Origin of the sequence: Gardnerella swidsinskii (assembly GCF_003397705.1) — a bacterium.
Classification (GTDB): domain Bacteria; phylum Actinomycetota; class Actinomycetes; order Actinomycetales; family Bifidobacteriaceae; genus Bifidobacterium; species Bifidobacterium swidsinskii.
The window spans coordinates 211,493-231,357 of the sequence record NZ_QJVB01000002.1 but is presented as its reverse complement, the minus strand read 5'-3'; the positions used below and the strand labels follow the sequence as shown (position 1 = coordinate 231,357).

At 45.8% G+C, this 19,865-nt stretch carries 12 protein-coding genes; all 12 read left to right on the top strand.

Going from position 1 to position 19,865, the window contains the following annotated elements; genetic code table 11:
- Window positions 1-17: 17 nt before the first annotated feature.
- The 12 genes from tsaB (at window position 18) to D0T18_RS03205 (ending at window position 19,742) form a co-directional block, all read left to right on the top strand.
- Window positions 18-845 carry a tRNA (adenosine(37)-N6)-threonylcarbamoyltransferase complex dimerization subunit type 1 TsaB gene (tsaB, locus tag D0T18_RS03260; RefSeq protein WP_004108251.1) on the top strand — a complete coding sequence of 276 codons (828 nt, stop codon included), beginning with the start codon at window positions 18-20 and terminating at the stop codon, window positions 843-845.
- A gap of 25 nt (window positions 846-870) precedes the next feature.
- Entirely contained in the window at window positions 871-1,401 is a 531-nt protein-coding gene (gene rimI, locus D0T18_RS03255; RefSeq protein WP_102703168.1) for a ribosomal protein S18-alanine N-acetyltransferase, read from the top strand.
- Between the two features lie 21 nt (window positions 1,402-1,422).
- Window positions 1,423-2,466, top strand: a complete 1,044-nt coding sequence (gene tsaD, locus D0T18_RS03250; protein ID WP_076002926.1) for a tRNA (adenosine(37)-N6)-threonylcarbamoyltransferase complex transferase subunit TsaD — start codon at window positions 1,423-1,425, stop codon at window positions 2,464-2,466.
- A gap of 60 nt (window positions 2,467-2,526) precedes the next feature.
- A complete protein-coding gene (locus D0T18_RS03245) occupies window positions 2,527-3,663 on the top strand; it encodes a tRNA (adenine-N1)-methyltransferase (RefSeq protein ID WP_076002925.1) in 1,137 nt (378 codons plus the stop codon).
- A gap of 9 nt (window positions 3,664-3,672) precedes the next feature.
- Window positions 3,673-4,230 (top strand): SixA phosphatase family protein, encoded by a 558-nt coding sequence (locus tag D0T18_RS03240; RefSeq protein ID WP_004108244.1) that lies wholly within the window; start codon window positions 3,673-3,675, stop codon window positions 4,228-4,230.
- 457 nt (window positions 4,231-4,687) lie between these two features.
- Window positions 4,688-7,042 (top strand): 5-methyltetrahydropteroyltriglutamate--homocysteine S-methyltransferase, encoded by a 2,355-nt coding sequence (gene metE, locus D0T18_RS03235; RefSeq protein ID WP_116440469.1) that lies wholly within the window; start codon window positions 4,688-4,690, stop codon window positions 7,040-7,042.
- Window positions 7,043-7,045: 3 nt separating this feature from the next.
- Window positions 7,046-7,900, top strand: coding sequence for a methylenetetrahydrofolate reductase [NAD(P)H] (gene metF, locus D0T18_RS03230; RefSeq protein ID WP_116440468.1), 855 nt, complete (start codon window positions 7,046-7,048; stop codon window positions 7,898-7,900).
- A 447-nt stretch (window positions 7,901-8,347) separates the two neighbouring features.
- Window positions 8,348-9,451: a hypothetical protein gene (locus tag D0T18_RS07090; RefSeq protein ID WP_479680566.1), complete on the top strand. Its 1,104-nt coding sequence runs from the start codon at window positions 8,348-8,350 to the stop codon at window positions 9,449-9,451.
- A 155-nt stretch (window positions 9,452-9,606) separates the two neighbouring features.
- On the top strand, window positions 9,607-15,273 hold the full coding sequence (locus D0T18_RS03225; protein WP_479680565.1) for a peptidase: 5,667 nt from the start codon (window positions 9,607-9,609) through the stop codon (window positions 15,271-15,273).
- A 621-nt stretch (window positions 15,274-15,894) separates the two neighbouring features.
- On the top strand, window positions 15,895-19,083 hold the full coding sequence (locus tag D0T18_RS03215) for a bifunctional [glutamine synthetase] adenylyltransferase/[glutamine synthetase]-adenylyl-L-tyrosine phosphorylase (protein WP_116440467.1): 3,189 nt from the start codon (window positions 15,895-15,897) through the stop codon (window positions 19,081-19,083).
- A gap of 94 nt (window positions 19,084-19,177) precedes the next feature.
- Window positions 19,178-19,411 (top strand): hypothetical protein, encoded by a 234-nt coding sequence (locus D0T18_RS03210; protein WP_116431632.1) that lies wholly within the window; start codon window positions 19,178-19,180, stop codon window positions 19,409-19,411.
- Between the two features lie 52 nt (window positions 19,412-19,463).
- Window positions 19,464-19,742, top strand: a complete 279-nt coding sequence (locus D0T18_RS03205; protein WP_338029250.1) for a type II toxin-antitoxin system RelE/ParE family toxin — start codon at window positions 19,464-19,466, stop codon at window positions 19,740-19,742.
- The last annotated feature ends 123 nt before the right edge of the window (window positions 19,743-19,865 follow it).

The following is a 19,865-nucleotide window of genomic DNA, read 5'->3' as shown; positions in this document are numbered from 1 at the left end:
GATTTCGAGGAATAAATATGAGTAATACGCTGATTATTGACACATCATTTGGCTCTACTGTCGGAATTGTGGGTCATGAGCCGATTGTTGAAACCGACTCGCGCACTCACGTGGAGCGTTTACAAGTAAATATTGCAAAAGTTGTGGAGGACGCGGGACTTAAGCCTTCGGATATTGATCGCGTGGTTGTGGGAGTAGGTCCTGCTCCTTTTACTGGTCTTCGCGCGGGATTGGTTGCAGCGAAAGCGATCGCGTTTGCAAATAATGCTGAAATTTTGGGGTGTGATAGTCTTCTTCCTCAAAGTTTGATGATGCGCTCTGGTGCGTTTGAAAAAGCTCGCAAAAATGGCGTTATTTGCAAGGATTTGCTACTAAATATTCCGGATTCTGTGGATTTTTGCGACTCTAATATTCGTCACTACGTGCTTTCACTAAATGATGCGCGCCGTCGCCAAGTGTACATGTCCTTGTATGACGGCGAAGGCAATGCGCTGATAAATATGGATATTGACTATCCGCAAAATGTTGTGGCTCGTGTGAATGAGTATTTAGCAAGCAAAAATTGCGAAAATTATTGCGTGGATGTGCTCGGTCACGGTGCTAAAAAATACGTTGAAGATTGGCGCAATATTGCCAATGTTGGCGTTATTGCTGAAGTTTGCGCGCTTGACTTGGGTGTGCAAGGTTTGCAAATTTTCGAGCAATGCTCTTTGGAATGTGCAAATAAAGATGAGTACGTAAAAGCTGTTGAACCGCTGTATTTGCGCCGTCCGGACGTGTCTGTGCCAAATCCGCTTAAGCATGTGCTTGGCTCTGGCGAAGCGAATAAGGCAAAAGAGAAATAGAAGCGTTTTAACGATTTGAGTAATTATGATTGTTGATATAACGCGTTCTCAATTTCCAGCAGTAGCCGAGAATTGCAATATAGTTCCAAAGTGCGATTTTACTTGCGATGAGTTAGCGCAAAAAATAGCGCCTATTGAAGCTGACTTGTTTGGCAAAGGCTCATGGAATGAGAGCATGATTTCGCAAGAATTACAAGCTCCTATGCGCGCGTATTACGCTCAAATCGACGAAAATACGCATACGTTATGCGGGTATGCTGGCTACTGGTTTGACGGCGACGACGCGCAAATAATGACAATTGGCGTTGCGAAAAAATATCAAAGAAAAGGCTTAGCGGCGGAACTTTTATCAACTATGATCAAAACCGCAGAAAAAATTGGTGCCAAACGCATGCTGCTAGAAGTGCGAGTTGACAATGTTCCTGCGCTCGCGTTGTATGAACGTTTTGGTTTTAAGAAAATGGGTTTGCGAAAACGTTACTATCAGCCGGAAGGTGTGGATGCGTACACAATGTGCGCTAATCTAACCGCAAAAAATAACGGAACTGAGGAATAACGAGGAATAACGAGGAATAAAATGAGCGAAGCAATCGTATTGGGAATTGAATCAACTTGTGACGAAACTGCCGCAGCTATTGTGCGCGGACGCACGCTGGTGTCAAATGTGGTGGCATCTTCAATGCAAGAGCATGCGCGCTACGGCGGTGTGATTCCAGAAATTGCTTCTCGTGCGCACGCTGAAGCTTTTGTGCCGGTTGTTTCTAAAGCTTTAGCAGACGCAAACATGGATTTAAGCGATGTTGACGCGATTGCAGTAAGCGCAGGTCCTGGTCTTGCTGGCTGCTTAGCTGTGGGAGTTTCGGGAGCTAAAGCATTAGCTTGGGCTGCAAATAAGCCGATTTATGGTATTAATCATGTAATTGGGCATATTGCAGTAACGCAATTGCAATTCGGCGATGTGCCGGAAGATGTACTTGCTTTAATTGTTTCCGGCGGTCACACTTCGCTTCTTCACGTGAACGATATTGCTAAAAGTATTGACGTTGTTGGCACAACTTTGGACGATGCTGCCGGCGAGTGCTTTGATAAGGTTGCGCGATTGCTTGGATTCCCATACCCGGGTGGTCCTCATATTGATAGGCATGGAAGGCTTGGAAATCCGAATACTTTGAAAGTTCCGCAAGGTTTAACGCAAGGTCGTTCCGGCAAAGAGCATCCGTACGATTTCAGCTTCTCGGGTGTAAAAACTGCTGTTGCTCGTTGGGTTGAAGCGCGTGAAGCTCAGGGTCTTGAAATTCCAGTTGATGACGTGTGTGCTTCTTTGGCTAATTCTGTGGCGGAAGTGCTTTCTAGAAAAGCTATGATGGGCTGCGAGCAGTACGGTTCTAAAACGCTTATGATTGGTGGCGGATTCTCCGCTAATTCGCAGCTTCGCGAGCATTTGTTGGCTTGCGGCAAGGAGCATGGAATTGAAGTGCGTTTGCCAGAGCTTAAGCTTTGCACGGATAACGGTGCGATGGTTGCAATGCTAGGCGTGAATTTGGTAGAAGCAGGGGTTCGTCCTTCTGCTCCTGATTTTGCAATCGATTCTGCTATGCCGCTTACGACGGTGAGCTTATAATAGTAGAAATAATAAAAGTCGCGCTAAGAAATCGTGCTCTAAAAATAAGTGAGGTGTTTTGTGCAGTCAGTTAATTCGCGTAGTGGAGTGTTACGAGTAGGTGAGAAGATTCAGTTCACCGATCGTAAAGGTAAGCGAATTACTGCACAGCTTGTTGCAGGCGGGGTTACGCAAACTGAGCACGGTCTTATTTGTCACGACGACGTGATTGGTCAAAGCGAAGGCGTTGTAATTACTACTGTTAGCGCAAAGCGCGAAACGCAACAAACTATTGTTGATCCTTCTAAATCGTCCAACAAACCTTGGAAGGCGGCGCGCGCTATTGGTGGCTGGGATTATGTAGTTATGCGGCCGCGCATGGTTGACTACGTGCTTTCTATGCCTAGGGGTGCGCAAATTATGTATCCGAAAGATATTGCGCAAGTAATCGCTTTAGGAGATATTCGTTCTGGCATGCGCGTTTTGGAGTCGGGGGCAGGCTCTGGCGCGATGAGCTTAAGCCTTTTGGACGCAGTTGGGGAGTGCGGAAAGCTTACTACGATTGAGCTTCGCCCGGATTTTGCACGAATTGCTGAATCTAACGCAACTTTGTACTACGGAAAGCGACCAGAATGGTGGAATTTGCTTACTGGCGATTTTGATTCTGTTGCAAAAACCTTAGATGCGCACAGCGTGGATCGCATTATGCTAGACATGCTTGACCCTTGGAATCGCCTTGAACAAGCACATCGCGTTATTGTGCCTGGAGGCGTGCTTATTGCGTATGTTACGACTACTACGCAAATGTCTCGCATGGCTGAAGCTTTGCGAGAAAGTGGCATGTGGACTGAGCCAGAAATTCAAGAAACATTGGAGCGCACTTGGAAAGCTCAAGGTTTGGCTGTGCGCCCGGATCACGCGATGATTGGTCACACTGGATTTTTGATTGTTTCACGCGCAATGGCTGAAGGTTTTAGTGCTTTGAAGAAGCGTGAACACGGTACTAAAGATACTGTGAGCGATATTGACGATATGACAGCAGAAGAGCGCGCTGAACAGTTGGAAGACTTGTCTTTGCGCGATATTTCGGATCGTAAATTGCGTAAAGTTTTACGTGATTTAGACGTGCAACTTGCGCAATTGCCGGAAGATTCGCAGTCGCAAGATTTGCAAGATTCGCAGTCTGCACAACAATCAGCGCATAATCAAGCTAAGTAGGAGAGCATTATGGCATCACCAATGAAAAAGCTTATGAAGAAAGCACATCATAGTAAGTACGTTTTGTTGCTGATGCGTCATGCGAAGGCTGAAGCTCCTGAAATGGGCGACGACTGGGGTCGTGGTCTTACTGATAAGGGCTTGAAGCAGGCGAAAATTATGGCAAAAGGCTTGGAATCTTTGAAGCTTGTGCCGAATTATATTGTGTGTTCTAGTGCGAATCGCACTGAGCAAACTTTGAAACGCATGTTGAAGCGTTTTGGCGACTCTCCTGTGGTTGAGTCGCGCAAAAGTCTTTATGATGGCGGCATGCAATCTGTTATGGACGAGTTGCAAGCGATTCGAGGCGATGTTCATACGACGATGATTGTTGGGCATGAGCCGACGATGTCGATGGCTGCGCAGTGGCTTTCTTCGCCTGATTCGGATCCGGATGTGCTTGGGGCGATGCGTTTGGGGCTTGCTAATGCGTCGGTTGTGGTGCTTGTGTCTGATCGTCCATTCGCGACTTGCGGATTGCGCGGTGCTACTGCTCTCGCAATCCTTACGCCCAAATCCTTTGCCTAGCTAAGAATGCGCTGATTTCTGTTGTTCAAGGCACACTAGCATCAGTGCTGCCGCCCACACCACGCCAAAAAATAATCCCCCCGCTGCGCACCCACCCGTAGCTTAATTGCATAGTTTATGTTATTTTGATTGGTTTGTTGTGAGCAATGGAAATTGCTTGGTCGAGCAATATAAAAGCGGAGCGATAGTAATATCTTTTTGATAAATAACTATTTTTGAAAGAAAGTAAGTAAAAAACTAAACTTAACTATGCAACCTTTAAGTCTAAATAAGGTATAAGAGCGTAGCGCTGCGAGACAAGTAATTTCCATTGCTCACATTTCGCCAAGGAAAAGAAACGCGCACGCAATTAAGCATATAAATTAATCTTATAACGACACCCCAAGTTCTTGAATGACCGCATTCAAGCATTTCTTTGCTAGGCTAAAGCGAGTCAAAGAAATTTTTTGGAGGATGTATGTCTACGGTTTTTACTTCGGTTTCCGGTTTTCCACGTATTGGCGCTAATCGTGAGTTGAAGAAGATTATTGAACGTTACTGGAAGCAGGATGCTTCTTTGGATGAAGTGCGTGAAGTTGCTCAGTCTTTGCGAGCTAAGCATTGGCGTTTGCAAGCTGAAGCTGGGATTGATTTAATTCCAAGTAATGATTTTAGCTACTATGACCAAATGCTCGATACTGCTATTTTGCTTGGTGCTGTGCCTGAGCGTTATCGTAAATTGAATTTTGAGCATGCTGAGGATACGCTTTTTGCCATCGCGCGCGGCTACCAGGGTGAGCGCGGAGATGTGACGGCTTTGCCAATGAAGAAGTGGTTTACTACGAACTACCACTATATTGTTCCGGAAGTTGAGAATCCGGAAGGCTTGCATTTGGCTGGAACTAAGCCTTTTGACGAGTTTTTGGAGGCTCGCGCGCAGGGTTTGGAAACGAAGCCTGTGCTGATTGGTCCGTACACTTTTTTGAAGTTGGCTCGTACTCCTGAAGCTCAGGAGTTGGAAGTAACAGAGTCTGTGATTTCGGCTCTGGCTTTTGCTTATGCGAGTATTGTTAAGCGTTTTGGCGAGCTTCACGCAACTTGGTTGCAATTTGATGAGCCTTATTTGGCGTTGGATAAAGAGCAAGGCGATTTGGAGCTTTTTGAAGCTTTGTATAAGCCTTTGCTTGAAGTCAGGAGTGCGGAAGTTAAGCTTCTTCTTAACACGTATTTTGGCAATATTGCTGACGCTTACGAAACTGTGAATAATCTTGGTTTTGACGGCGTTGGCGTTGATTTAGTGGAAGGCAAGGAAGAAAATCTTGCAGCCATTGAGCATTATGGTGTGAACGAAAAAACTACGCTTTTTGCAGGCGTTGTGAACGGCCGTAATATTTGGCGCAACGATTATGCTGTAAGCCTTGGTTTGGTTGACGCTTTGCGCGAGAATATTACGGATCGCGTAGCTGTTTCTACTGCTTGCTCGCTTCTTCACGTGCCTTTTAGCACTGTTGGTGAGGATGCTTTGGGTGCGGATGTGTTGCAACATTTTGCTTTTGCTGTTGAAAAGTTGCAAGAGATTCGCGATATTGCCAATCTTTCTGCAGAAGGCGACGAAAGCCGCAAATCTAGTAACGTTTTGGCTAAAAATCAGGCTTTGTTTGACGGTTCACGCGTGAAAGCGGATGTTGCTGTTGCTAATCGTCTTGCGAATCTTAAAGATTCTGATTTTGTGCGATTGCCTAAGAGGGCGGAGCGTCAGCGTCTGCAAAAGGAATCGCTTGGCTTGCCGGATTTGCCAACGACAACTATTGGATCCTTCCCACAAACTAAGGATATTCGTAACGCTCGTGCTGATCTTCGTAAGGGTGAAATTACTCGCGAAGCTTACGACGAGTTTATGCGCAATCGCATTGCTCAGTGCATTGAGCATCAGGAGCAAATTGGCTTGGATGTACTTGTTCACGGCGAGTTTGAGCGAAACGACATGGTTGAATATTTTGGCCAGCATTTGCGCGGCTTTAAGTTTACGAAGAACGCTTGGGTACAGTCTTATGGCACTCGCTGCGTGAAGCCTCCAATCGTGTGGTCGGATGTTTCTCGCGAGTCTGCAATTACTGTGGAGTGGAGTGCTTATGCTCAAAGCTGCACGAAGCATATTGTTAAGGGCATGCTTACAGGTCCTGTGACGATTCTTAACTGGTCTTGGCCTCGCGAGGATATTACGCACGAGGAGCAGACTCAGCAGTTGGCTCTTGCTATTCGCGATGAAGTGTTGGATTTGGAGCGCGCTGGTATTCGCGTGATTCAGATTGATGAGGCTGCTTTGCGCGAAAAGTTGCCGCTTCGTCGTTCTGATTGGCATAAGAAGTATTTGGATTGGGCTATTGCTGCTTTCCGCCTGGTTCATTCTGCTGTGGCTGCGACTACGCAAATTCACACGCATATGTGCTATTCGGAGTTTAATGACATTATTCGTGACATTGACGCTATGGATGCGGATGTGATTTCTTTTGAGGCTTCTCGCGGTGACTTGGTTGTGCTTGACGCTATTCACGACGCGCATTTTGAGACTGAGGCTGGTCCTGGCGTTTACGACATCCATTCTCCTCGCGTGCCTAGTGAGACGGAGCTTGTGGAGCGTATTCACGAGATTTTGCGCAAGATGCCTGCCGAGAAGCTGTGGATTAACCCGGATTGCGGTCTTAAAACTCGAGGTGACGCTGAAACTTGGCCAAGCTTGGAGAATCTTGTTTCTGCAGCTAAAGAGGTTCGCGCGCAATTGCAAGCTAACAAGCTAAGCAATCAGCAGTGCAATTCTCAGTGCAAGGGGTGAGTTATGCCATATAAACCAAAGTTTTCGCTGGAAGTTTTCCCACCTAAGCGCACATCTCCTATTGGTACGATTTACGATACTTTGGATGGGTTGAAAGGCCTTGACCCGGATTTTATTTCGGTTACTTACGGCACTGGAAAGCTGCAGGATCGCACTGCTACTGCGCGTATTGCGAATACTATTCGCTCCGAATACGGCATTGATGCGGTTGCTCATTTAACAGCTCGATACCTTGATTACGATGCTGTTGATGAAGCTTTGGAAATGTTTGATAATGCTGGTGTTTCCGGTGTTTTGGCTTTGCGCGGCGACGTGATTGCAGGCCAGGAAGCGGCAGGCGTTTTTGAGCACGCTAGCGACTTGGTTTATTATATTCGTTCAAAGCACCCGGATTTGCCGATTTTGGGTGCTTGCTACCCGGAGAAGCATCCGGAAGCGGAAAGTTTGCAAGCGGATATTGATAATTTGAAGCGCAAGGTTGATGCGGGTGTTACGCATTTAATTTCGCAACTTTTTTACGATAACGAGGATTTTTTGCGTTTCCGTGATTTAGCTCGTGCCGCTGGTATTAATGTGCCAATTGAAGCTGGCGTGATGCCTGTTGCGAACGCTTCGCAAGTTAAGCGCATGACGAGTTTGTGTGCGTCTCGCATTACTTCGCAAGTTTCCGCAATGATGGATCGTTGGGGGAGTAATGCTGATTGTTTGCGCGATGCTGGCAGTATTTTTGCTTCTCAGCAGATTAACGATTTAATTGCTGAAGGTGTGGATGGCATTCACTTGTATACCATGAATCACCCGGGCATTGCGCGCAGGATTTGGGCGAATGTGAAGCCGCTGTTTACGAAGATTGGGTAGTTTGCGGCTTTTTGCGAGTTTTTGTTTGATGTGGCGCGAGTGCGCGGCTGGTTGCGCGGCTTTATAAATATTAATGTTAGTGTATAAATGTATAAAAAATTGCGTTTTATACTAAACATGTGTTTAGAATCGCCATTAAAACTGTAATCTAGCTTACATTTACTATATTAATTTTGATTGCAAAAACCTGCCGAAAACGTTGAAATAAAGTCTCGCGGGGGGGGGGTTAGTAGGCTATGCATCATAACAGATACATTGCAAAATATTCATATATTAGGTATTATTGAACATAAATCTCAACAAGGGATTCGTGCTTTTGAAAGCTGAGTGGAAGTTTTATATGTATCTGATTGTAGTTCAATCAGCGTTTGATTACTACATAAAGCTCTTCACTAATAAATTCATAAAGACTTATTCAGAGAGAATCGATATTAAGGAGATATCATTATGATAAATTCAAATTCCGGAAAGCACGCACGCAAGGTTACATTGGATGCTGCAGTAAGTAACGCGATTGCGAAGGCTGTGGATGCTCGCAAGGTGGCGGCGTTTACGGTTGGCGCTGCAGGCGTGTTAGCTGGTGCGTCGTTCGCTTTTGGTGCAACTCCGGCAATGGCGGCGGAGGTGAGTGGTACTCCTGATACTAAGCCGGATGTAGCTCAGACGCCTGTGACTGCTGGTGAGAATGCTGGGACTGGTAAGAAGGCTGAAGCTGGCGATAAGAATCAGACTGAAGCTAATAAAGAGGCTGGGTATAAGGCTGAGAATACCAATAAGCAGGCTGAGCAGAAATCCGAGAATACTGTAAATACTGATGGTACTGAAAATAAATCGACTGTTGTAAAGATTCGTGGTAAGCGCTCGGTAGATAATCCGCCGTCTGGACATACTGCGACTGTTCAAGATCGCGCTTCTGGTGGTTCAGCAGGTCAAGATCCTAATAAAATTAATCCAGACACAACGGATACCTCTAATACCAAAATCGATATTAACGAGAATAACGCTGAAACTATGCCAAATGCGTATGCTTGGGGAAGCTCAGACAACACGTATAGTGTAGATGGCGAAAAGCATACTGTTACTTTCCACTTTGCAGCACCAAAAGATGGTAGCAAGATTACCAGTATTGCTATTTTCCCTGCTAGGACAAATGGTTTCAATAATGCAAAAAGTGAGAAAGGTATTGATTTTTACTCGAAAGATCAAAACAAACACCAAGCTTATTCTGGTGAATATACATTTACTCCTAATAACGATGGATCTGCTGATCTTAAGATGACAACTCTTTTCAGAGATGGCAACCTTAATGGCGGCGCTGAGAAGTATGTAGCCAGTCGCTCTATTTTCGTGTACGTAACTAAAGATGGTAGTAGCACAGAAACTATTGCATATAAAACAAACGTATTCCGCGCTGTAACGCTTGTTCCGCCAAAGACTTCTGGCTCTGTGGTGCTTAAGTATAACCAAGAGCTTACTCCTGAAAAGGTTCAAGCAGCAATTACTGAAGCTGGCAATGTTAAAATACTGAGCGTAGCGATAAAAAGTCGGTAAATGATCAGCTTTCTGGAGCGTTTACGCAAAATATTAACGTAAAGTCTGATGATGCTTACGACAAGACTACATTTAATGCTATTAATACTGAAACCTCAGCTCAAGGCGCAACGGATAAGACTTACGTAGCTGGCGCGAAGACGCTTAACACCTATATGGTTACGGATTTGGGCTTTAAGTCGCAAGCTATTCCGCTTACGGTTGCGCGCTACGACACGCGTATCGACAAGCCAACTGTTGAAGATCCAACTAACGTTTCGCAAGAAGTAAAAACCGACATCATCAAAAAACTTGCGGCGCTTAACAATGTTGCCCAAGACAAGGTAAGTATCAACGACAAAGGCGAAGCTGTAATCCACTTTGATGGTGTTGATGAAAAGGACGCTCCTAAGATTGCGCTCAAAGACCTCGTCCTCAAGAATCTCAAAGCTGGCGAGTACGTTGTTCCAAGCGATGATAAAGCAGTCTTTGTTGCTAACCCACTCGATTACTCGAAAGACGAGATTGCGCGCATTAAGCAGGCTATTTTTGATGCTAATAAGACCAATAAAGACCTTAACCTTACCAGCGTAGATCAGATTTCACTTGAATATCTTAAGGGCGATTTTACTAAAGCTGGTCAAGCTAATCAGGGCATCTCGAACGGTCAGGCGGAAAATACGATTACCGTTAAGATCAAGACCGATAAGGCGGTTGCTGAGTTTACGTCTAATGTAAAAGAGAGCAAGCTTACTAAGCTTCCAGACATCCGCAAGGATTATGACGTTTCGTGGACTAAAACCAAAATTGATGGTCGCGACACCGACGAGGGTATTTCTTGGAGTAATGATCAGAAAACCACTATCATCTATCGTTACGATCCAACTAAAGCAGAAGGGTTTGATACAACAAAGATTCTTGGTTTGCTGAAAGCTACGCCAAAAGACAAGCAAGCTGGTTTGCGCGACCTTACAGGCGGCGAGACGCTTCAGTATGAAGGTACAGGGACTAACGCGCAGAAGTCACACATGCACTATGCGTTGCAAAATGGCGAGCCAACGGGCGAGCTTACGCTTGGCAATATGGGTGGTCCATACTGGTCTGGGAATCAGAAAGTCTCTAATTCTGATGTAGACCTCGGTGATGCAGAGTCTGAAGCAGGCTCGTATTCGTGGGATACAGAAGCTGGCCCTGTAAAGGTAGCCGGCAAGAAGGGCAAGATTTTCAAGGCGCGTCTGTTTGTTGAGCCGTATGCAATGACGTACTATAAGCATGTTTATATGGAGCAAGGCCGCAATCCTGGTAATACAGCAAAGGCAATTAACGTTATCTTTGTGCCGCAGACGAATCATAAGACGAAAGACCTTTCGGATTCGATTGGCGAGCACAAGACCGAAAACGTTGAGGGCAAGGATGTTCCAACACAGTCGAAGTATTACAACGCGTCTGCTGATAAGAAAGATGCGTATGAAAAGGCATTAAAGACTGCAACAGACTTGCTTGCAACTGTTAAGGACAAGCAAGAAAAAGACCTTACCGAAGAGCAGAAGGCGCAAATCGATAACGCTACGATTAACCTTAATAAGGCACGCGCCGAGCTTGATGGTGCTGACACCAACAAGGATAAGCTGAACGACTCGATTGATGCTAATGGTAAGGCTGCAGAAGGCACTACCGCCGCAACTGGCACGCAAGCAACAAACCAGTTCAAGAACGTAAGCGACCCTGACTTCAAGAAGGCAGACGGTTCTGATGATAAGGACAGAAACGAAGCTGCTAAGAAGGCAAAGACAGATTACGACAAGGCTCTTGAGGAAGCTAATAAGGTAAAGGAAGACAAGAACGCCACGCAGAAGGCTGTTGACGACGCTAAGGCTAAGCTTGATGCTGCGCGCGAAAAGCTTAACGACTTTACCACCAACAAGGATGAGTTGAATAATGCCATCGCTAAGGACGGCAAGGTAAACACGGGTAGGGATAATCAAGGCAATCAAACGCTGACAAATGCCGATCCAACTTACCAGAACTCGACTCCTGAACAGCGCAAGGCGTACGACGACGCTGTTAAGAAGGCTGATGAGGTCTTCAAGGATCCAAACGCTTCTCAAAAAGAAGTAAACAAGGCTATTGATGATCTTAAGAAAGCTAAGGCAGCACTTGATGCCAACGCAACCGACAAGGCTCCTCTTGCCGCTGCGGTGCAAAAGAGCTTAGATAAAGATCCTAACAAGCATAGCGTGTTCTACACGAACGCCAAGAATAAGACTGGCGATACTGCTGCTCAGCAAGCCGTTAAGAATTACGATGACGCACTTGCAAAAGCTAAGCAGGTTCTTGCTGACGACAAGGCCACCAAGAAAGACGTTGAGGATGCCAAGAAAGCACTCGAAGATGCTGAAAAGGTACTTTATGCTGAAACTTATCAGACAAAAGCAACTGATTTAGCGGAAGCTATTGCGGACAACTTCAGCGGTTATTTGATGCCGGCCTACTTCAATGCCTTTGATAAGGCACAAGCTGAGGGCAAAGATTCTCAGGCTGCTAAGGACTTCAAAGCCTATAACGACGCTTATCACGCTGCAAAAGACTTGATGGATGAATTAAATAAGCCTGGGAGCACCGTAGATCAGAAAAAGGTTGATGCGGTTAAAGAGCAGCTAATCGCTGCTCGCAAGATTATTGACACCTACGCAACCGACACCAGCAGACTTTCGGCTGCTGCGCTTAATGACTTTGCAATACAACACAGCCCAGCCTACGCGAATTTGAAAGAACTTGCCGAAAAGCAAAATCCTAGTGAAGAAGAAAAAGCTAAGGTAGAAGCTGCTAAAAAGGCTAAGGAAGCGTATGAAAAGGCAGCAGCGAAACTAACAGCTGCGCTTACTAACACGCTTCCGAAGGATCAAGCAAATGGTCATGATATTCCTGATAACATTATCCCAAAGGAAGATGGCGATCCTAACGATAAGGACTACCTGAAAGACATTCAAGCGCACAAGAACGGTGAGCCGCTGAACAGGGATGTTGACACAATCCTTAAGGAAATGAACGAAGCAGCGAAGGCACTGGATAAGTTTGCGACTAAGACCGACGAGCTGATTAAGTCGATTAACGAGGACGCAACCACTCATCCAAGCCCTGCGTTTAAGAACGCGTCGCAGCCAAGCTTCCAAAAGCCTGATGGCTCGGGACCGGATGATGCCAAGAACGCTGCTGCTAAAGCGGCAGCAGATGCCTACGGCAAAGCACTCAACGAAGCCAAAGACTTGCTCAAGAAGCCTGATGCTACGCAAAAGGAAATTAACGACGCCAAGGCTGCTCTTGACAAGGCTCGCGCCGAGCTTGACAAGTACAACACCGACGTCGCCAAGCTCAAAGCGAGCGTAAAGAAGCATGGTACCAAGGCAGACGTTCCTGCTCCAGAAGAAGGAACGCTTACCTCTGATGCGTATCGCAATGCGTCTGATCCTCACTTCATGAAGGAGCAGGATGGCAAGCTTGTTCCTGATGATGATAAGAACAACAAGGCCGCCGCAGACAAGAAGGCGTATGATGAAGCTTTGACAAAAGCTCAAGAGCTTTTGAAGAAGCATGATGATAAAGATACGCCGCAAGACGCAAAGCCAACTCAAAAAGAAATCGACGAGGCGCTGAAGACTCTTGACGAAGCTCGCAAGAAGCTTGAGGATAACTATAAGACTGTTACTACTGGTCTTGAGACAGAAATTAACAAGTCTACTGCTGAACATGCTCCTGCTGTTACTGAAGGCGACTTTGAAGCTACTCCAGAGTTCAAGAATGCTCAAGCTAAGACAAGCGATGGTAATGAAAATGCAGACGTTACTGCTTACAAGAATGCTCTTGCAAATGCTCGCAAGTTAGTAAGTGATGCAAAGGATACAAACAAGAAGAACAGCGAACGTCCAACGCAACAGCAGATTAACGATGCGTTCGATGCTCTTACTGCAGCTAAGAAGCAAATTACTGACAACTACAAGACGAATTTTGAAGCGTTGACTTCTGCCAAAGACTTTGCAGATGATGGCTTCAAGAAGACGCCTGAGTATCAAAATGCTCTTGCTAAGAAGACTGCTGGTGATCCAGGTGCTACAAATGACTTGGGTGAAACTGGCAAAGACACTGGCTTCGAGAATGTTCTCAATCAAATCAAGCAGAAGCTTAATGATGATAACTGGAAGAAGACAGCAACTCAGAAGTCTGTAAACAACTTGCTAAAGAAACTGCAAGCAGCTCAAGACAAGATTGCTAACAACTACAAGACTGATGCAAAGCTTCTTGAAAACGAAGTCGGCGATAAGGACGCACAGGGTCAACCTGTAACACCTCCATTCGAGGCGTCGGTTGAGTACAAGAACGCGCTTGAAAAGAAGAACGCTGGTGACGCTACTGCAACGGAAAAGCTTAAAGCTTATGCCGAGAAGCTTGCTAAAGCAAACGAGCTTATTGAAAAGGTCAAGAATCCTGATCCAAACGCAAAGCCAGAAGATCGTCCAACTCAGAAGCAGGTTGATGATGCTCTTGCGGCTTTGAAGAAGGCCAAGAAGGATATCGACGACAACTTCAAGACCAAAGTCGACGCTCTTAAGAAAGAAACGAAAGAGCTTAAGGACGACGGCGGAGCTAAGCCAGACACCGAGAAGTTCGAAAAGTCTACCGAGTATCAGAATGCTCTTGCCAAGAAGGGTGCTGACAGCAAGGATAACGCAGACATACAAGCGTACAATGACGCTTTAGCGAAAGCCAATGAACTTCTTGATCTATTCGACGAGAGTGGCAATCCAAAAGCCAACATTCCAGCTGGAAAGCAACTCCCAACTCAGCAAGAAGTTGACGAGGCTCTTAAGAATCTGAAGGAAATTAAAGATAAGATTACTAAGAACTACGTCACCAGTCCGCATGACTTGCAAGAAGAAGTTGATAAGTCGAAGGGCGGAGATACTGACACCAGAACCGACGTGTTCGAGAATACTCCAGAGTTCAAGAATGCGACTGCTAAGGGTGATGACGCTGCTAAGAAAGCTCTTGACGACTATAACAAGAAGCTCAAGGCTGCCAAGGATCTTCTTGATAAGTTTGATCGCACTACTGGAAAGCCAAAGACTGATCTTCCAGATGGTACTAAAGTCCCAACTCAAAAGCAACTTGACGATGCTCTGAAGGATCTCCAAGCCGCCAAGAAGAAGATTGCCGATGATTACAAGACTGATCCTTCCAAGCTGAAAACAGAAGCAGATGCTGATGCTAAGTTCCGTGATTCTGTATTCTTTATGATTGGAATGACTGAGGATATTGACGCCTATAACAAGGCTTTGGCTGAGGCTAACAGTGTGCTTAAGGATCCGAATGCTACTCAGGCTGAGGTTGACGCGGCTTTGAAGAAGCTTCAGGCGGCTAAGTATAAGATTAATCACCCGTTTGGCATAGGCAGTGGTGTTGGAAGCGGTAGCGGCTATGATGCTGATGCTAGTGATTCTCAGAGTGCTTCGGTTGATAAGACTGCTTTGCGAGTCGAGGTTAATAATTCTGAAGCAGATTCTTCTGCTGCGTCTAAGGCGAATACTGCTGCTGCTAGAGCTTACGTGAAGGCTTTGGCTGAGGCTAAGCGTGTGCTTGCTGATAAGAATGCTACTCAGGCTCAGGTTGATGCCGCTTTGAGGAATCTTAAGGCTGCTAAGGCTGCGTTGCGTAATGCTTCCGGTAATGCTGGTGGTCTTGCTAAGACGGGTGCTGCAACTGGCTTGTTTGCAAGTCTTGCTGCAATCTTCTCCGGTCTTGGTGCTGCTGGCGTAGCTTCTCGCCGTCGTAAGCACTCTAACGAGTAGTCTATCGCGTAACTAAAATCCCTCGCAGGTTATCTTCCGATAATCCGCGAGGGATTTTTTCATCCGCTGCCGCTGCACATGCTGTTCCTGTAGCTTTGCGCCAGTGCTTTGCAAACGGTGACTATTTGTTGCTTAAAGAACATTAGCGTCCGTGCTGAGCGAAGACATGCTCGCGCGGGTAACGCGCTTGCTACGAAACTCGCGTTGGAAGTCCACTGGACTTCCAACTTAAGCGAGTTTCCGCTCCGAGTTACCTTCGCGCGCTACGCTTTAAGCGCTTCGGCAGGTCGTCGCGCAGAGCCGCAGGCTGCTGATTCGCCAAGCGAAGAAGAAAAATCGAAAAATCTCTGCGATAGACACGGTTATTAACGAATTAGCACGCAGAGTTTGGGGGATTTCTTTACGAGCACTAAAAGAGGACTGATGGAGCAACGTTCGTAGAGAACAAAGTATGCATGAGAGTCTTTAACAGCCAAAGCGACTGAAGGACGGGACGTGCGAGGAGAGAAATCCCCCAAAACTTGCGCCACGTTAAGAATGATGCCTAAAACTCGCCACGCTATGAGCGCGAAAGCAGGTAGTTTCGCAGCCTTGTACACCACCACAATGTAAAGTTGCGGTATGGAAAGTGCGAACAGAACAGATAGTGCAACTACTGAAACCAACTGCAACGAAAGCAGCACAAACTCTTCCGCACTCACCTCAAGAAGCCTTATTAAAGCCGGTTTTTCTCGCCCGGATGCCGCACGTTGCGCAATGATAGCAATATGCAAAAACTGCAATAAAATATCTTTTGAAACACTACTAAGAAGCGCGCTCACAGTTGAAGATCCAGATTCTGCATTGCTTTCATTGCAAGATTTAAGTGAAACATACCCCGAAATAATAAATAATATTTCAACTTCAAATTCGCAAGTATCTGACTCATTAACAAGCCTAATGCAAGTATTAGGTGCGTCTAACGCGTTGGCAATGCTTATGCGCACAAGACCTAATCTTATAAAAGCTGCAGCAAATGACCCGAATCATCTTTTTGCAATGACTAGGGAAGAACGCGTAAAAGACTTACTCGAAGCAATACAAGCTTACACTGCAACAGTTGTTTCTTCTGAAAGCAGCGATTCTAACACAATTTACTTAACATCACTCGGCTTTGCACAAGCAGTTTCTGCGCTTCGTGCGCGCTACCGTGAGCATGTTGCTGCAATTATGGCGGCTGATTTAGCGAGCGCTGACCCTGTTGAAGTGCAGCCAGATATTAGTCGTAAGCTTTCCGACGCTGCCGATGCTGTTTTAGAGGCAGCGTTGTCTATTTCGCGAGGACAGGTTACTGGTTCTTCCGCATGCAGATTTGCGATTATTGCTATGGGCAAGCTTGGAGCGCAAGAAATTAACTACGTTTCCGATATCGATTTGATTTATGTTGTGGAGCCTGCGGATTTAAGCAACAAGCAGAACCAGGATGCTGCTTTGCGCGTTGGTGTTTCTATGGCAATGGTTTTGCAAAAAGTATGCCAGTCGGTGGTTATGGGCTCTGTGGAGCCTCCGCTTTGGCAGATTGATACTGCGCTTCGCCCGGAAGGTAAGGATGGTCCTCTTGTTCGTAGGCTTGATTCTCATAGAGAATATTATGAAAAGTGGGCGAGTAGCTGGGAGTTTCAGGCGCTTTTGAAGTCGCGCCCTGCAGCAGGGGATACGGATCTTGGAAAAGCTTATCGCGATATGGTTGAGCCGTTTATTTGGAAGGCTTCTGGTCGTGAGCATTTTGTAGCTGACTGCCAGCATATGCGTCAGCGTGTGGAGTCGCTTATTCCGGCTTCTCAACGCGATTTGGATATGAAACTTGGTAAAGGCGGCTTGCGCGATGTTGAGTTTACTGTGCAAATGCTGCAGCTTGTGCACGGAAGTGAGGATGAGTCGCTTCGAGTAAGGGATACTATTTCCGCTTTGCAAGCGTTGGCTCAAGGTGGCTACGTCTCTAGGTCTCAGGCGGCGCTATTGGCAGAACACTACCGTTTTGAGCGTGTTCTTGAGCATCGTCAGCAAATGTGGAGTATGCATCGCACGCATTTGTTCCCAGATTTGGGTGCGCAAGGAAACGGCGGCTTGGATCGCGCGCGCACAATTTCTACAGAGCAGCTTAACAACAATGAGCAGATTTGCCGCCTTGCTCGTGCTGTGCGGCTTCGTCCGGAAGAGTTAGTTGCGCGTTTTGATAAAGCTCGTCGTGAAATTCGGCACTTGCATAAGGATATTTACTACCGTCCGATGCTTCCTATTAACGCTCAAACGGATGCGGATCCTATTGTACTTTCGCCGGAGGCTGCTCGCGCGCGCTTTGCTTCTATTGGTTTTGCGGATGCTCGCGCAGCACAGTTGCATGTTGAAGCGCTTACAGAGGGGCTTTCTAGGGCTGCTAAAATTCATAGAATTTTGCTTCCGGCAGTGTTGAAGTGGCTTGGCGACGGGCAGAATCCGGATATGGGTTTGCTTGCGTGGCGGCGTCTTGCGGAGCGTTTTGGCGGAAAAAATACGTATCTTGGTTTTTTGCGTGATTCTCCTTCCGCAGCTCAGCGTCTTTGCCACGTTTTGGCGGATTCGCGCTATCTTGGCGACGCTATGATGCAGTCTATGCAGTCTATTACTTGGCTTGGAGACGACGAAGCGTTATCTGCGCGCGATAGGGCAAGTCTTGACATGCAAACTAGTGCAATGGTTGCGCGTTATGCAAGTAATATTGCGGATTTTGCGCAGTCTTTGCGCGCTCTTCGCCGGCAGGAAATTGAGCGAGTTGCTTTAGCTTGGATGTGTGGTCTAATTGATGACGATACTTCTATGCTTGCAATGAGTGATGTGTTTGATGCTATTTTAGATGCGACTTTGCAATGGTCCATGCGTGAAGCTGTGTCAGTCATGAATTTGAATGCTCCTCAAGCTGAAATTGCTATTATTGCTTTAGGTCGTTACGGTGGTAGAGAAGTAAACTTCTGTTCTGACGCAGATATTATGGTAATTTACAAGCCTGTTGGTGAAGATTGCGATTTCAACGCAGCTCACCGCTTTGCGCAAAAAACTGTAGATATTTTGCGTAATATTTTGCAAGGTCCTCTTACGCTTGAACCAAAAATCATGGTCGATTTGGATTTGCGTCCGGAAGGAAAAGACGGTCCGCTTGTTCGTTCGCTAGAATCTTGCGAAAAGTATTATCGTCAATGGGCTAGCACTTGGGAGCATCAAGCGTTGTTGCGAGCGCGTTTTGCTGCAGGTTCTAAAGAGTTGGCGGATGCTTTGCTTGATGGCGTTGTGAACGAATTGCGTTACGCTGCAAATCCTCTTAGTGATTCTCAGCTTGCTGAAATTCGTAAGCTTAAAGCGCGTATGGAAGCGGAGCGTTTGCCTCGAGGTGTGAGTAGGGACAGGCATTTGAAGCTTGGTCGTGGCGGTTTAAGCGATGTTGAGTGGACTGTGCAATTGATGCAATTGCAATATGCTTCAAAGCATGAGTCTTTACGAGTAGTTGGAACTATGCAAGCGTTGAAAGCATTGCAATCTGAGCATTTTATAAGCGATGAGGATGCTGAAGTTTTAAGCCGTTGCTGGCATATGTGTTCTGCGGTGCGTAACGCAAACTTCTTGTGGTCTGGCTCAATGGCTCGCGCGGATGTGATTCCAACGGACTCGTATTCGCTCGGCGGAATTGCAACTTACCTTGGCTATGAGCCGAACCAGGGTCGCGTTTTTGAAAACGATCTTCTAGCAACTATGCGTCAGTGTCGCGAAATCATGTCTCGCCTGTTCTACGCTCGCTAGGCGTTATGGCGTAATTGCGTCATCTTAGTACGATTTGCGTTTATTGTTGCATTCTCTTCTTTAGGATATAATTACAGGACGGGAGGTGATTTTAATGAAAAATGCAGTAATGAGTAATGATGTAAAAGAAAGAGCTAATTCTTCAGTTTTTTATGCTGATGTTTCTGCGCCTATAAAACAAGCAGTCAGTGGTGAAAATTTAGAAGAAAATGACGAATTATTGTCTACTGATTTTGCTGCAAAACTTATGCATAGTTATAAGCAGTCAGTTTCTGGTTTAGCATGCCCTTATGCGGATGTTTTTGCTGAGTTAGAAAAGGGCTTGTAATGAGTTCTTTTAATATTCTTGTTACTCAAGATGCAGAAACTGATTTAAAAATATAAGAGACTATATTGCATCTAATATCTCTAAGAAAACTTCCGTAAGAATTATTAATCTTATTAAATCTGGTATTGAAAGACTGTCTCTTTTTCCTCAGTTTGCACCTGCAGTTAAGTATGAGCCTTGGAATTCACTTGGCGTGCGTCGTATAGTTGTAAAGAATTTTCTTGTTTATTACAGAGTTGTTTTAGAAGAAAATACAGTTTATATTTTGAAGGTTACTTATGGTAAACGTAATCAACAAACTGTATTGGAACAAATAGATTTATTGGATTAAGTACTTATCAAATGTTGCATAATAAGTTATAGTTCTCCGCCACTCCGGGGGTGGGGGATTCGTCAACGCTAATCAGTAAAATTACGTAGGTCGCGTGTGGTTGCGACCGTTTGCCAATTGACG